Origin of the sequence: Salmonella sp. 32120201201600049SM (genome assembly GCF_017572835.1) — a bacterium.
Lineage (GTDB): Bacteria > Pseudomonadota > Gammaproteobacteria > Enterobacterales > Enterobacteriaceae > Salmonella > Salmonella enterica.
The window spans coordinates 1-14,434 of record NZ_JAGESA010000006.1 but is presented as its reverse complement, the minus strand read 5'-3'; the positions used below and the strand labels follow the sequence as shown (position 1 = coordinate 14,434).

General features: G+C 54.3%; 15 protein-coding genes, 2 pseudogenes and 1 other annotated feature. Of the genes and pseudogenes, 7 read left to right on the top strand and 10 right to left on the bottom strand.

Translation table 11 applies throughout. From position 1 onward, the window contains the following. Positions 1 to 321 precede the first annotated feature (321 nt). The 4 genes and pseudogenes from J4650_RS14000 to emrD all read left to right on the top strand — a co-directional run bounded on the left by J4650_RS14000 (position 322) and on the right by emrD (position 2,862). Positions 322 to 436 (top strand): annotated as a pseudogene (locus J4650_RS14000) (hypothetical protein). Continuing rightward, positions 433 to 522 carry a type I toxin-antitoxin system toxin TisB gene (gene tisB, locus J4650_RS13995; RefSeq protein ID WP_000117642.1) on the top strand — a complete coding sequence of 30 codons (90 nt, stop codon included), beginning with the start codon at positions 433 to 435 and terminating at the stop codon, positions 520 to 522. The pseudogene J4650_RS14000 and the gene tisB overlap by 4 nt, the downstream one beginning before the upstream one ends. 92 nt (positions 523 to 614) lie before the next feature. Further along, positions 615 to 1,475, top strand: coding sequence for a DMT family transporter (locus tag J4650_RS13990; RefSeq protein WP_072102951.1), 861 nt, complete (start codon positions 615 to 617; stop codon positions 1,473 to 1,475). A 202-nt stretch (positions 1,476 to 1,677) separates the two neighbouring features. Continuing rightward, positions 1,678 to 2,862 (top strand): multidrug efflux MFS transporter EmrD, encoded by a 1,185-nt coding sequence (gene emrD / locus J4650_RS13985; RefSeq protein ID WP_000828743.1) that lies wholly within the window; start codon positions 1,678 to 1,680, stop codon positions 2,860 to 2,862. On the opposite strand, the gene J4650_RS13980 is transcribed toward emrD, so the two are convergent. Both J4650_RS13980 and dsdC read right to left on the bottom strand, forming a co-directional pair. After that, on the bottom strand, positions 2,789 to 3,874 hold the full coding sequence (locus tag J4650_RS13980) for a cellulase family glycosylhydrolase (protein WP_124234978.1): 1,086 nt from the start codon (positions 3,872 to 3,874) through the stop codon (positions 2,789 to 2,791). The genes emrD and J4650_RS13980 overlap by 74 nt on opposite strands. Before the next feature lie 63 nt (positions 3,875 to 3,937). Next, positions 3,938 to 4,861 carry a DNA-binding transcriptional regulator DsdC gene (gene dsdC / locus J4650_RS13975; protein WP_001522218.1) on the bottom strand — a complete coding sequence of 308 codons (924 nt, stop codon included), beginning with the start codon at positions 4,859 to 4,861 and terminating at the stop codon, positions 3,938 to 3,940. A 225-nt stretch (positions 4,862 to 5,086) separates the two neighbouring features. Here dsdC and dsdX point away from each other — a divergent pair, with 225 nt between their 5' ends. After that, positions 5,087 to 6,424 (top strand): D-serine transporter DsdX, encoded by a 1,338-nt coding sequence (dsdX, locus tag J4650_RS13970; RefSeq protein ID WP_000543314.1) that lies wholly within the window; start codon positions 5,087 to 5,089, stop codon positions 6,422 to 6,424. A 17-nt stretch (positions 6,425 to 6,441) separates the two neighbouring features. After that, positions 6,442 to 7,764 (top strand): D-serine ammonia-lyase, encoded by a 1,323-nt coding sequence (gene dsdA, locus J4650_RS13965; protein ID WP_000427993.1) that lies wholly within the window; start codon positions 6,442 to 6,444, stop codon positions 7,762 to 7,764. An 81-nt stretch (positions 7,765 to 7,845) separates the two neighbouring features. Here the strand turns inward: dsdA and J4650_RS13960 are convergent, their stop codons facing one another. From J4650_RS13960 to ibpA, 6 genes are all read right to left on the bottom strand, one after another. Continuing rightward, on the bottom strand, positions 7,846 to 8,376 hold the full coding sequence (locus J4650_RS13960) for a radical SAM protein (protein ID WP_000147832.1): 531 nt from the start codon (positions 8,374 to 8,376) through the stop codon (positions 7,846 to 7,848). Then, positions 8,373 to 8,735, bottom strand: coding sequence for a DUF202 domain-containing protein (locus J4650_RS13955; protein ID WP_001113454.1), 363 nt, complete (start codon positions 8,733 to 8,735; stop codon positions 8,373 to 8,375). Before J4650_RS13955 ends, J4650_RS13960 begins: the two co-directional genes overlap by 4 nt. Next, on the bottom strand, positions 8,725 to 9,072 hold the full coding sequence (locus tag J4650_RS13950) for a YidH family protein (protein ID WP_000703964.1): 348 nt from the start codon (positions 9,070 to 9,072) through the stop codon (positions 8,725 to 8,727). Before J4650_RS13950 ends, J4650_RS13955 begins: the two co-directional genes overlap by 11 nt. A gap of 443 nt (positions 9,073 to 9,515) precedes the next feature. Then, entirely contained in the window at positions 9,516 to 11,177 is a 1,662-nt protein-coding gene (locus J4650_RS13945; RefSeq protein WP_001279793.1) for a putative transporter, read from the bottom strand. A gap of 188 nt (positions 11,178 to 11,365) precedes the next feature. Further along, on the bottom strand, positions 11,366 to 11,794 hold the full coding sequence (gene ibpB, locus J4650_RS13940; protein WP_001246919.1) for a small heat shock chaperone IbpB: 429 nt from the start codon (positions 11,792 to 11,794) through the stop codon (positions 11,366 to 11,368). A 108-nt stretch (positions 11,795 to 11,902) separates the two neighbouring features. Continuing rightward, positions 11,903 to 12,316: a small heat shock chaperone IbpA gene (gene ibpA, locus J4650_RS13935; protein ID WP_001532742.1), complete on the bottom strand. Its 414-nt coding sequence runs from the start codon at positions 12,314 to 12,316 to the stop codon at positions 11,903 to 11,905. Further along, positions 12,310 to 12,383 (bottom strand) — a sequence feature (ROSE (Repression Of Heat Shock gene Expression) occurs in the 5'-region of heat shock genes and acts as an RNA thermometer to modulate expression.). Its footprint overlaps the gene before it by 7 nt. Positions 12,384 to 12,625: 242 nt before the next feature. On the opposite strand from ibpA, the gene J4650_RS13930 reads away from it, so the two are divergent. Continuing rightward, positions 12,626 to 12,958, top strand: a complete 333-nt coding sequence (locus tag J4650_RS13930; protein WP_001675643.1) for a YceK/YidQ family lipoprotein — start codon at positions 12,626 to 12,628, stop codon at positions 12,956 to 12,958. 1 nt (position 12,959) lies between these two features. On the opposite strand, the gene J4650_RS13925 is transcribed toward J4650_RS13930, so the two are convergent. Both J4650_RS13925 and J4650_RS13920 read right to left on the bottom strand, forming a co-directional pair. Continuing rightward, on the bottom strand, positions 12,960 to 14,186 hold the full coding sequence (locus J4650_RS13925) for a DUF3748 domain-containing protein (protein ID WP_000809946.1): 1,227 nt from the start codon (positions 14,184 to 14,186) through the stop codon (positions 12,960 to 12,962). A gap of 121 nt (positions 14,187 to 14,307) precedes the next feature. Further along, positions 14,308 to 14,434: pseudogene (locus J4650_RS13920) on the bottom strand (cytochrome C biogenesis protein); the annotation flags it as partial.

Below are 14,434 nucleotides of genomic sequence, written 5' to 3'. Positions count from 1 at the left end.
GAAAACAAAAAACCTCGCCGAAGCGAGGTTCTTACAGCGTAATGCGGGTGGTAGCCGCGAAGCACACTGTGTTATGTCAACAGCAGAAGTATACGCGTTCTGTGCAGAACGCGCAATTTCGGCGCGAATTTTGATGAATTTGAGTATGGATCAGAAGCTTCGTTCTGTCTATAAATTACTGTTAATTTATACAGTGCTTAACTATAATGTCTTTGACACAATGTGTTATGCGGGGGCCGCATCGTAAACCGGCGCAACGAAGTCCTGGCTGAAACGGGTGGTGCCGTCAGCGCCTTAACCCCCTCGTGAGCACACTGTGTTATGTCAACACGCACACTATTCCTCGCAAAAGGGATCGCGTGCGCAACAGCTGACAACAGGCAGCGGAAAGGTACGTCGGCTGGCAGTGCTCCTTAACCACAGGAGACGCGTATGAGCGTAGTGGATATCACCATTCTTATCCTGAAACTCATTGTTGCAGCACTGCAACTGCTTGATGCTGTTCTGAAATACCTTAAGTAATTCAGATTCAAGCCGCACCGAAGGGGAGCGGGCAACCGCTCCCCTTTCACCTTATCCGCTGGTCTTTCGCTTCCCGGGTATGTTACGTTTTTATGACACCCTCAACGACGCCTGACGCTATGACCCTTTCCGTTTTCTGCATTTTGCTGTTCGCCGCGCTGCTACATGCCAGCTGGAACGCCATTGTCAAAGCGGGAAACGATAAGCTCTACGCCGCGATCGGCGTCAGCGGTTCCGCGGCGGTCATGGCATTGATCCTTTTGCCCTTCTCGCCGCAGCCAGCTCACGCCAGTATCCCTTTTTTAGCGGCCTCTACCGCGCTCCAGGTGGTGTATACCGTCCTGGTGGCGAAAACCTATCAGGTCTCGGACATGAGCCAGACCTATCCTCTTATGCGCGGCACCGCGCCGCTGCTGGTGGCGCTCATTAGCGTTCTGTTTCTTGGCGACAGCCTGTCGTCGATGGCCTGGGTCGGCATCGCAGTGATCTGCATGGCGATACTTGGGATGGCCTGTAATGGCCGCGCCAGCTCTCAACGTGGTGTCGTGCTGGCATTAACTAACGCCTGTTTTATTGCCGGATATACGCTGGTGGACGGGGCCGGCGTAAGGCTCTCCGAAACGGCGCTGGGCTATACGCTATGGTCATTTTTTCTCAACGGCGCCTGCCTGTTAACCTGGGCGATGATTGCGCGGCGGCGGGAAGCGTCGCGTTATCTGGCGCAACAGTGGAAAAAAGGCATTTTTGGCGGGATTGGCACTATGGGATCTTATGGGCTGGCGCTATGGGCCATGACCCAGGCGCCGCTGGCGGTGGTCGCCGCGCTGCGTGAGACGTCGATTTTATTCGGCGCGCTGATAGCCTGGCTGTTGCTTAAAGAGAAAGTGGCCGGGCTACGTCTGGTGGCGGCAGGCGGGATTGCCCTCGGGGCGATTTTACTCCGTCTGTCATGATTGCCCAATAACAGCCACAGACGTAACACATTCTCGGCAACATTTGTTGCCGCTTTTGTTTACATATCCTGCCGTTCCTTCGTCTGCCATTGCTGGTTGCTGTCTGGCCTTCTTTTTCTGGTGTGATAGATTCCTCTCGCATTTATGGGAATGCGCAGCAAGTTATTCTTATTTTTTCTTTTTTTGAAAAGTAATCAGCGAAATGAAAAGGCAGAGAAACGTCAATTTGTTGTTGATGTTGGTGTTACTGGTGGCCGTAGGGCAGATGGCGCAAACCATTTATATTCCCGCCATCGCCGATATGGCACAAGCGCTAAACGTCCGGGAAGGCGCCGTCCAGAGCGTAATGGCTGCTTACCTCCTGACCTACGGCGTCTCGCAACTGTTTTACGGCCCGCTTTCCGACCGGGTTGGGCGCCGCCCGGTAATCCTCGTCGGCATGTCTATTTTTATGGTAGCGACTCTGATCGCCATGACCACGCATAGTTTGACGGTGTTGATTGCCGCCAGCGCCATGCAAGGGATGGGAACCGGCGTTGGCGGAGTAATGGCGAGAACGCTCCCGCGCGATCTGTATGAAGGAACGCAACTTCGTCACGCCAATAGTCTGTTAAATATGGGGATTCTGGTCAGCCCGCTGTTAGCGCCGCTGATTGGCGGTCTGCTGGATACCCTGTGGAACTGGCGCGCGTGTTACGCTTTCCTGCTGGTGCTTTGCGCTGGCGTCACCTTCAGCATGGCGCGCTGGATGCCGGAAACCCGCCCCGCCGGCGCGCCGCGCACACGGCTGATCGCCAGCTATAAAACGCTGTTTGGTAACGGCGCATTTAACTGTTACCTGCTGATGCTAATCGGCGGGCTGGCTGGCATTGCGGTCTTTGAAGCCTGTTCCGGCGTGCTGATGGGGGCAGTATTAGGTCTCAGCAGTATGGTGGTAAGCATTCTGTTTATTCTGCCGATTCCGGCGGCGTTCTTCGGCGCCTGGTTTGCCGGACGCCCGAATAAACGCTTCTCAACCCTGATGTGGCAGTCAGTTATCTGCTGTCTGCTGGCAGGCCTTATGATGTGGATTCCCGGCTGGTTTGGCGTGATGAACGTCTGGACGCTACTCATCCCCGCTGCGCTGTTTTTCTTCGGCGCCGGGATGTTATTTCCACTGGCCACCAGCGGCGCGATGGAGCCGTTTCCGTTCCTCGCAGGCACCGCTGGCGCGCTGGTCGGCGGGCTGCAAAATATTGGTTCCGGCGTACTGGCGTGGCTTTCGGCAATGTTGCCGCAAAACGGTCAGGGCAGTCTGGGACTGTTGATGACCCTTATGGGATTGCTGATCCTGGCGTGCTGGCTGCCGCTGGCGTCACGGATATCGCATCAGGGACAGACGGTTTAACGTTCCCCTCGCCCGGCTTTTTGCCGGGCGTTTCACATTCCGGCGCGATCATCGCATTGAGCAGGGGCTCCTGCGCCGGACGCCACGCTCCTTCTTCGCCGTCATAAAACTGAGTATCCGCGTTTATCGCATACGGGATATGCGCTTTTTTCAGCTCGCAGGCCATAAAACGGGCAAACGCGAACTGTGAAGCGACCGGCGTCATTTTTATCGACTCTCCCGGCGCCCATCCTCCCACCCAGCTTGCATGGCCGGTCTTATGCTGCCAGCGAACCGCAGCGTTAATCCGTGCCCGAATCGCCGCTTTTTCCGCCGCCGTGCCTGACGTCCACGGATATTTACCGCCGCTTTTCAGGGGTCCCCACGGGAAGATGTGCCACTCCGCCAGTACATAGTTCTGGCTTTGCGCCGGCAGTTTAAGCGCCGACAAATCCTCCGGCGCGGCGCGCATGCGGGGGGCAACGAAAATCATCCGCTGTGGGTCAATGGCGTGAATCAGGCTGATGGTTTTGTCATATACGCGATTCAGCGACGCCATATTATGATTAAGTTTGTCGGCAGGCTCATAAATGAGATCGAACCCCAGAAGCGGGGATGTCTGACCAAAATAGCGCGCGACCACGCTCCACCAGTTGATCAGCTCCTTTTCATGGCTGGCGCTGGGATCGGTTTTATACGCATCCGCCTGATAGGCAATAATGGGTATGACGCCATAGTATTCGCAGGCCTCTACCAGCTTACGCAAATGGATGAGGCGCGCTTCCGTCGGCGCGCCTGCCACACGGATACGGACATGCGTTAACCCTTTTGCCTTAAAATCCCGCACGACCAGCGGATCAAACTCGCGGATACCCCGTTCCGTTCGCGCCCAGTCAACATCCATCCCAACGCCAAGCTGCTGCGCATAGCGCGCCGCCGTCAAAGGCATCGGTTTCGCATAGACGACCGCGCTGGTCAGCATGAGAGAGGCAATAAGCGGTTTAAACACGACGCCCCCTAAAATTTTTACCACGGTGATAGCACGTATTTAGCATATTCACTCCCGGCAGGTGTAGCGACAAAGCGTAATAAATCTTCACACCTGTTCCTGCAACCAGCGAATAAATGCCTCGATTTTCGGCCACTGCCTGCCAGGCAGAGTGGTGACATAATAATGCTGATGACATTTCAGCCTCATGTCACCAAAAGGCGCAATCAGTTCTCCGCTGTCGAGACGCTTTTGCACCAGCCGTTTACGCCCCATCGCCACGCCAATGTGGTTCATCGCGGCAATCACCGCTAAATCAGAACGATCGAAGCCAATGCCGGATGAATCCGGCAAATTTACTGCAAAATGCTGCGCCCAACTGTGCCACTCATCGGTGCCCGAATCGTTACTCCACGCCTGTCTGTCGTGTAAGAGCGTACAGTGCCGCAGGTTATTCAGGTTGTCCTGCAAGGCGAAACGATGGGCGTAATCCGGGCTGCAAACGGGCAAAATCGCCTCATCCATTAAAAAATGGTGCGTGAGCTGCGCCGACGGCGCATCGTCAAAATAGATAGCCAGGTCAATGCCGGCACGCTGTAGGTTAACGTTATCGTTGCCGGTCAGCATAGTGAGAGAAATTGACGGATAGCGACGGGTAAAGTCCCCCAGCGCGGGCACCAGCCAGCACTGGGCGATAGAGGGACGGGAATACACGGTCAACGTGCCGGACAGTTCCTGATTTTTGATATCGAGGATTTCCTGATTCAACGTATCCAGCGACGATTTCAACGCCCAGAATACCCGTTTGCCTTCATGGGTAAGCTCCACTTTACGGTGAGAGCGGACAAATAGCTGGATTCCCAACTCGGCTTCCAGTTGATTGATACGATGGCTTACCGCACTTGGGCTTAACGACAGCTCATCTGCCGCCAGAGCAAAGGACTGGTGTCTGGCCGCGACTTCAAAAGTATAGAGTTTGGATAACTGCCAACCGTTGAGTAAGCGGTTTCGGGTATCGCGAAGGGGTTCCATGGCAACCTCAGTCATCTTTTAATTTCCCGAAGTGTAAAAAAACACGCTGAAAAAATCCGCACATAGATGAAGCAAAATGAACCATATCGCAAAATAAAGGCAATATTAGATGGAAATCACATAGTTGATTCAATTTACATCATGTGAATGGCAAATTATATCGTTTGTCAGGAGGTGCTGTTTTTCTGTCCAATAAGAACAGATTAATCACAGGGTAGGTGAGATATGCACGCTCAAATCTGGGTAGTGAGCACGCTGCTGATCAGCATCGTGTTAATCGTATTGACCATCGTGAAGTTTAAATTCCACCCCTTCCTGGCGTTACTGCTCGCCAGTTTCTTTGTCGGCGCGATGATGGGCATGGGGCCGCTGGAGATGGTCACGGCGATAGAAAACGGAATAGGCGGTACGCTCGGTTTTCTGGCCGCCGTTATCGGTCTTGGCACCATCCTCGGCAAAATGATGGAGGTTTCCGGCGCGGCGGAACGCATCGGGCTTACGCTCCAGCGCTGCCGCTGGCTCTCTGCTGACGTGATCATGGTACTGGTGGGGCTGATTTGCGGTATCACGTTGTTCGTGGAAGTGGGCGTCGTGTTGCTCATCCCACTGGCGTTTTCTATCGCTAAAAAGACCCATACCTCGCTGCTGAAGCTGGCCATTCCGCTGTGTACCGCGCTGATGGCCGTCCATTGCGTGGTACCGCCGCATCCGGCTGCGCTGTTTGTCGCAAATAAACTGGGGGCGGATATCGGCTCGGTGATTGTCTACGGTCTACTGGTCGGGCTGATGGCATCATTGGTCGGCGGTCCGCTGTTCTTAAAGTTTCTGGGTAATCGTCTGCCGTTCAAGCCCGTACCGACAGAGTTTGCGGATCTTGAAGTGCGCGCCGAAAACACCCTGCCGTCGCTGGGCGCAACGCTGTTTACCGTTCTGCTGCCGATTGGCCTGATGCTGGTGAAAACCGTCGCTGAACTGAATATGGCGAAAGACGGCACGTTGTATACGCTGCTGGAGTTTATCGGTAATCCGATCACCGCAATGTTTATCGCTGTCTTTGTGGCGTATTACATACTCGGTCTGCGCCAGCATATGGGTATGGGCACACTACTTACCCACACCGAAAACGGCTTTGGCGCCATTGCGAACATCCTGCTGATTATCGGCGCGGGCGGCGCGTTCAACGCCATTCTCAAAAGTAGCGGGCTGGCGGACACGCTGGCGGTGATCCTCTCAAATATGCATATGCACCCGATTCTGCTGGCATGGCTGGTAGCGCTGATTCTGCACGCGGCGGTCGGATCTGCGACGGTGGCGATGATGGGCGCCACCGCGATTGTTGCGCCCATGCTGCCGCTCTATCCTGACGTCAGCCCGGAGATCATTGCGATTGCCATTGGTTCCGGCGCCATTGGCTGCACGATCGTGACCGATTCCCTGTTCTGGCTAGTCAAGCAGTATTGCGGCGCTACGCTGAATGAAACGTTTAAATACTATACGACGGCCACGTTTATCGCATCTGTCGTTGCACTGGCTGGCACATTCCTGCTTTCCTTTATCATCTGATCGTAAAGAGACGTACTATGGAAAACATACAAAAGCTCATCGCCCGGTATCCTTTGGTCGAGGATCTGGTCGCCCTCAAAGAAACCACCTGGTTTAACCCGGGCGCCACCTCTCTTGCACAAGGTCTACCGTATGTCGGCCTGACGGAGCAGGACGTAAACGCCGCCCATGACCGTCTGGCGCGCTTTGCGCCGTATCTGGCGAAAGCGTTTCCGCAAACCGCTGCCGCTGGCGGCATGATCGAATCTGACGTGGTCGCTATTCCGGCCATGCAAAAGCGGCTGGAAAAAGAGTATGGGCAAACGATCGACGGTGAAGTGCTGTTAAAAAAAGACAGTCACCTGGCAATCTCTGGTTCCATTAAAGCGCGCGGCGGCATCTACGAGGTGCTAACGCACGCGGAAAAACTGGCGCTGGAGGCGGGTCTGTTAACCACCGACGATGACTATAGCGTGTTGCTTTCGCCGGAATTTAAACAATTCTTCAGCCAGTACAGTATCGCCGTCGGTTCAACCGGCAATCTGGGGCTATCGATCGGTATCATGAGCGCCTGCATCGGTTTTAAAGTGACGGTACATATGTCTGCCGACGCCCGCGCCTGGAAAAAAGCGAAGCTGCGTAGCCACGGCGTGACGGTCGTAGAATACGAAGATGATTACGGCGTGGCGGTTGAGCAGGGCCGTAAAGCAGCGCAATCCGATCCAAACTGTTTCTTTATCGACGATGAAAACTCTCGCACGCTATTTCTGGGCTATGCGGTAGCGGGTCAGCGTCTGAAAGCGCAATTCGCTCAACAGGGACGCGTCGTTGACGCCAGTCACCCACTGTTTGTTTATCTGCCGTGCGGCGTTGGCGGCGGCCCTGGCGGCGTCGCCTTTGGCCTGAAACTGGCGTTTGGCGACAACGTCCACTGTTTCTTTGCCGAACCGACCCATTCACCCTGCATGTTACTCGGCGTTTATACCGGTCTGCACGATGCCATCTCAGTACAAGATATCGGTATTGATAACCTGACGGCGGCTGACGGCCTGGCGGTAGGTCGCGCTTCGGGCTTTGTTGGGCGGGCAATGGAGCGTCTGCTTGACGGCCTTTATACCTTAGACGATCAAACAATGTATGACATGCTGGGCTGGCTGGCGCAGGAGGAAGGAATTCGACTGGAGCCATCAGCTCTGGCGGGGATGGCCGGACCACAGCGCATTTGCGCCGCCGCCGCGTATCAGCAAAGGCATGGATTCAGTCAGACGCAGCTCGGCAACGCGACGCATCTGGTATGGGCAACCGGGGGCGGCATGGTGCCGGAAGATGAAATGGAACAATACCTGGCAAAAGGACGCTAATACTCACTCAGTGCCGGAAAGACGGCAGCGCCATCCGGCACGCCATCGCCTGATGGCGCTACGCTTATCAGGCCTGTGACGTTAACGCAGCATCGCCATCAACTCCTCCGGCGAGCGATGCTGCTTCAGTAAATCCCGCATCACCCGCATATGCGGCGAGGAGTAGTTAAAAAAGGTCTGGTAGCCCTCGCAAAGCTGATTTTTCCCCTGGCTATCCCGATGCTCAGGGCATCCGCCGCCGCAAAATCGTAATAAAGAGCACTTCTGACATTCAGCGCTTAGCGGCACCTTGTCCGGCGCTTCAGCGCCATTCCTGCCGCCGCACCACTGCTGTAGCGTCTCATCAAAAAGGCGAACCGAGATACGCTGAATATCTTCACGTACCCAAATATCAAATACGCTATTTAAAAACCGCCCCCAGTCTGCTGAACACAATGAATCCTCGGTCAACATTCCGTTCCGGTCATGTTCCAACAATGGGATAAAATGGACATTGCGAATGCCGAGCCGTTGTAAGTTACGGTACAGTTGCTGAGGGCGCTGGCTATTCTGGCGATTTACGACGACCTGAATCTGGTCATCACTCACGACAATGTCCTGACGTCCTGTCATATAAAATTCCCGATAAATGCAATAAGTTGGCGAATATGGGTAACAGCAAACAGGATTGCGAGCGACAACACCGCGAGGGAGATCAAAAATTTGTCACGCACGACATGAGTTTCGGAAAAATCGCTATGCGCGACATCCATCAAATTACGACTCAGGGTATAACGCCAAAGAATCACCGCCACTATCGCCAGAACGCTGATCGACACCCAGAACAAGAACCCCGCCTGATGCCAGTGGTGCCTGACGGCTAACGCCATTAACGCCCCGTATCCCAGCAGCGTGCGAAACCAGGCCAGCGACGTACGCTCCGGTTGCAGTCCCGGATCGTTCTGCCGACGGGCTTTACGACTATCCGGCATACAGTACCAGCCCCATTACAATCACCGCGACAATCATCAAAATAACGCTGATGATCAACAGGCTATGGGTATAAGGCAAATCCTCTTTCAGACGCATCGCTTTTTCATTACGTAACCAGCGTAGATAGCCATAAATCGCCAGGCCGCCCGCAAACAGACACAACAGTAGCGCCAGCAGTTCACGGATCACCGGCGTGGCAAAATCCGGGGCGAGCTGATCAAGACCGACGCCTGCCGCCAGAAATCCCAGCGAGGTGCGAATCCACGCCAGAAAGGTGCGCTCATTTGCCAGTGAGAAGCGATAATCCGGCGCTTCTCCGAGGCGGGAAATCTTCATGACGACTCCTTTTACGTTCTTATGTATTCCCGTTCGTTTTCAGAATACCACTCACGTTGTTGCTGATATGCTTCACATTATCCCGCAGCAAGGGAATCTTATTGCAAAATAACTGTAGTTCACTGGTGATGCGTTTTGGCGCAACCACGCTCATTCCCGCTATTTTTCATTTCAGTTGCGACCTTTTTCAACGCCACCGCCAGGAAAGGCATTATTGCCGAATTAAAAGCTGAAAAACCACCCGTCGCGACGAAAAAAAAGGCGATGAAGATTGATAACTAACTGAAAAAAATTGGAATTATGCTCGTTGCCATTACGCTGATTAGCGCGTTCATTGAGGAAGAAGATAAGAAGAAGAGCAGAAGTGTGGCCGGTGCGGCGCGCGTTATCCAGCCTGGATTTAACACAGTGCATAGGCCGGATAAGCAACGCGCCATCAGGCGCTAACCCATTCCCCAAAAAATCACCGCCAGCAGTTGTGGCGTGATAATACGCAGGAACATCACTAACGGATAGACGGTCGCGTAAGAGAGCGCCGCCGCGCCGCTGGTGGCATGAAGATTGTTGGCAAATGCCAGCGCTGGCGGATCGGTCATCGAACCGGCCAGCATCCCGCATAGCGTCAGATAGTTCATTTTGGCAAAAATCCGCGCCAGCAAACCGACGGTAATCAACGGAATTGCGGTGATGAAAATACCGTAGCCAATCCAGCTTAATCCTTCGCCCTGTGTCAGCGTATCGACAAAATCGCCGCCGGATTTCAGCCCAACGACCGCCAGAAACAAAACGATGCCTAATTCACGCAGCGCGAGGTTGGCGCTCGGCGGCATAAACCAGTACAGCTTACCGATGCTGCCGATACGCCCCAAAATTAGCGCCATGATCAGCGGCCCGCCAGCCAGCCCCAGTTTTAACGCGACCGGGAATCCTGGCACAAACAACGGGATTGACCCAAGCAGAACCCCTAATCCGATGCCGATAAACACCGGCAGCATCTGCACCTGCTGGAGTTTTTGCTGCGCGTTGCCGACCACATTGGCTACCGCATCAATCGAGGCAGGACGCCCCACCAGATTGAGAATGTCGCCAAACTGCAGGCTAGCGTCGCTGCTGGCGACCAGCTCAACGCCCGCGCGGTTAAGGCGGGAGATAACCACGTCATAACGCTCTTTAAAGTGCAAATCGCGGATACGTTTGCCGAGCACTTTTTCGTTGGTGACGACCACACGCTCGACGCGTAAATCCGTGCCGCGCGTCGACAACGAGGTGTCCACTTCCTTGCCGATCACCAGTTGCGCGTTATGCAGGTCGGTAGATTGGCCGACGAGGTGCAGCAGGTCGCCTGCCTGGATAATCGTCCCCGGCGACGGCACCATCAGCGTGTCGTCGCGTTTCAGGCGTGAGCAAATGATTTTATCGCTGTTCAGGATCGGCACATCCTGAATAGCCATATTATTGAGGTTCGGATTCTCGACACGGATATTCATTGTTTGAATTAATGAATGACCGTTAGCGAGAGAGGATTCATGCTTCTGCGCCTCCGCCTCAACGTTAACGCGAAAAATCAGCCGCATCAGCCACATGGTGAGCAAAATACCGCAGATGCCAAACGGATACGCCATCGCATAGCTCATCCCCATCTGATCTACCAGATCCACTGGCGTTCCCAGATCGCGCAGGATTTGCTGACCCGCCCCTAACGCAGGCGTATTGGTGACTGCGCCGGAGAAAATTCCCAGCACCACCGGCAGCGGAATAGCGAAAATTTTATGCAGAATCGCGGTGACCAACCCGCCCATAATCACAATCAGAACAGCAAACAGATTGAGACGCAGCCCGGAAACGCGCAGCGAGGCGAAAAACCCCGGCCCCACCTGTATGCCGATGGTATAAACAAAAAGGATCAGGCCGAATTCCTGGATAAAGTGCAGCATATCGCCGCTCAGCGTCACCCCAGCCTGATCGACGAAGTGGCCGACGATAATACCGCCGAACAGAACGCCGCCAATACCAAAGCCGACACCGCGCACTTTAATGTTGCCGATCCATAAACCGACAACCGCCACCAACGCCAGAACGCTGACCGTCAATGCGATATCACTCATCTTTTCTTCCCTGTGAGTAACATTTCAATTTATAGGGATTATGACTGAACCGTTAAGGCATATATACAGCATGGCGCACATTCTCATGTTACAAAACCGCCCAGACGTCCTGACTTCGGCAGCGTCTTACCCTTTTTCGTGGCACAAAAAAGCCCCGCCATCTCTGGCGGGGCAAGGCAAGGAGCTCATTAGCTATTTAATGCGGAGCGTTCGTTAATGGCGATACGCTGCGGCGCAATGGTTTCCGGCTCGTTGCGGGTTAAATCAATATGCAGCAGGCCGTTGGTAAACGTCGCGCCGGAAACTTCCATATTCTCAGCCAGCGTAAAGCTCAGGCTAAAAGGCTGCATGACCAGGCCCTGATGTAACCATTTGGGCTCGTTTTCCGGCTGTTCCGGCGTACCTTTCACCGTCAGGCGCGTGCCTTCCAGTTGAATATCCAGATCTTCCTGACGGAAACCGGCTAACGCTAAGGTAATGCGATAATGGTTATCGTCGCTTTTTTCGATGTTATAGGGCGGGAAGCTCTGGCTTTCGCCGCTGTTTTGCAGCGCATTGGCCAGCTTGTCAAAACCGATCCATTGACGCAGCAGTGGGGATAAATCGTAGTTACGCATAATCATTTCTCCTTCTAAGAAGCGAGTTTTACCTTCACACTTTACGTGCGAATATGCTCCCTGACGGCGAGCATGGGATGACAGGCCGCGCAACGCGACCCGACGGAATCAGTTAATTTCGATACGGCGCGGTTTGTTCGCTTCCGGAATCACGCGCTCCAGTTCGATATACAGCAGCCCGTTGACCAGGTTTGCGCCGCGAACGTGAATGTTCTCCGCTAACTGGAACTTACGCTCAAAGTTACGCTCGGCAATGCCCTGATACAGGTAAGTACGTTCTTTCTGCTCGTCCGCATGAGCGCCTTTTACCACCAGTAAATTATCCTGGGCGGTAATCTCCAGTTCGCTTTCCGCGAAACCGGCAACGGCAATGGCGATGCGGTAGTGGTTTTCGTCTACCAGCTCAACGTTATACGGAGGGTAGCCGCCATTACTTTGGCTTTGGTTATTTTCAAGCAGGTTAAACAGACGGTCAAAACCAATGGCAGAACGGTACAGCGGGGATAAATCAAAGTTACGCATAATCATAAACTCCTGAAATCAGCGAGAATGTCAGACCTTCCATCATGGACAGGCCAGGATTGCCAGAACACCCATCAGGCGTGCCCTTCTATTCACTACGTCTTATAAATGGGTCTGAATACGTACTTTTCAAGTATTTTAATCCGACTTTTTTTTGCAGTTTATTGGCTATTGCATAGACTGGTTGGGACAGCACTGATTGTTAAAGTGCGATTACCGCCACAGTGCCACGTACTGGTGATGTTATTTTTAGCAACGGATCGCTATAACTCATCATGCAAATAACGACAACCAACAGATGAATGAGTGATGATAAAAAACGTGTGGTTAACGCTGATAATATGGAATGGGATGCTTTTATTAGGCGGTTGTTCAAGCGTCATGTCGCACACCGGCGGTAAAGAGGGTACTTATCCTGGCACGCGCGCCAGCGCTACGATGATCGGTAACGATGAGACAAACTGGGGCACAAAATCGTTGGCCATCCTGGATATGCCGTTTACCGCCGTGATGGATACGATCCTTCTGCCGTGGGACATCTTCCGCAAAGACAGTTCGGTAAGATCGCGCGTAGAGAAAAGCGAGGAGGAGACGAAAATGACCAATGCCGTCATCCCCCCGGCGAAGATGCCTCCTCCCTGATTTATCGCCCGGTTTCCGTCACCCATAGCTGACGGAACCCTTTCACCTCTTCCATCCATGCGACGTGTCGCCCATCCGGTGAAAAAACGACGGCATCCGCAGACGGCGGGTTGTCGTGCCTGGCGGTTAAGAAGTCGATCCTCCCACTTTGTGCGTCGCAGCAGGCAATCCGGTTTTCCAGCACCAGTCCCAGCCATTTACCCGACGGATGCCAGTTAAACGCTGACTGTACGCCGGTCGCATGATGCGTTAACTGCCGGGGCTCGCCTCCCTGAGGCGATATCAGCCACAGTTGCGCTACGCCGTTATCGTCCCGCATCAAAAAGGCGATCGCCGTCGCCTGCGGATTACTGCGGACCCAGTGGCGTGGTTCGTTAGTGAGTCCAGGATAAACACGCTGGTGAGTAAAGGTAAGACGCCGCTGAACTACGCCCAACGGCGGCGATGGCATTGTTGATTCGGTTCCCGTCAGCGGCGTGTCGCCTGCCTGTTTCCAGCCGTTTTCATGACACGGTAAATCGACAATAAACAGCTCCGGGACTTTTTGGCCCGTCAGCGACAGCGTATCGCCAATAAAGGCGATCTGGCTGTTGCCCACCCAGCCCTCTTCATAGGCGCGGTTAATGTCATCGCTGCCAGGTCTCGGCGCAGGCGTCGTGCGGCTAACCAGTACGCACCAGTAGCTACCGCTGTATTCGCGCGGATGCTGAACCGGCACCGTAACCGGCCCATACGGCACGGCCACGCCGACATTACGCAGATCCAGCGCCGGATCTCGCTCATGCAGAACGTGGTCATTATAGGTAAAACTCACCAGCTCGCCGTTCGGGCTAAACACATGGACGTGGCTGCCGCCGCGCAGCGCGCCGGGAGTATACGGCGCAGTAATATCCATCGCATCGAGGTTAGTCACGCCCCCCGGCGTTGCAATAACGCCCCGGCGGTGGTGAAAATCGTAATGCCACGTCTCATCAGGGTTTTCAGGGCCATGAATAAACACATAGTGATTGTCGGCAGGATGCACCGTCACCACACCGACATGCGCGCCCTGCACGGCGCGATAAATCACCTCCACGTCGCCGGTATGCACATTGACACGCTCAATAGTCTTGCCCGTAAATGACGCGCCTGAAGGCCGCACATCAAAGACCAGCCACTGGCTGTCAGGTGTCCAGGTATTGGTGTTGGTAAGCTGGTGATGGCGCGGCGTAAAGGTGATTTGTTTCATGGGATGTCCTGATAAGAGACGATGCTCGTCATCATACTGCACACGGGCTTCACTTTCAGGCTTTAGCGTATCGTTGGGATAGCCAGGCCCGATGGCGCCACGCCACCGGGCCGTCAGGGTCTTATTTCTCCTGCGCCAGCCGGATACTGCGCTCTATCACCGCCCGCCGGGCGTCACCCGCCGGCAGCAGCTTCAGCATCATCTCCCAGGCCGCCACCGCCTCGCCAAAGCGCTGCTGCTCAAAGGCG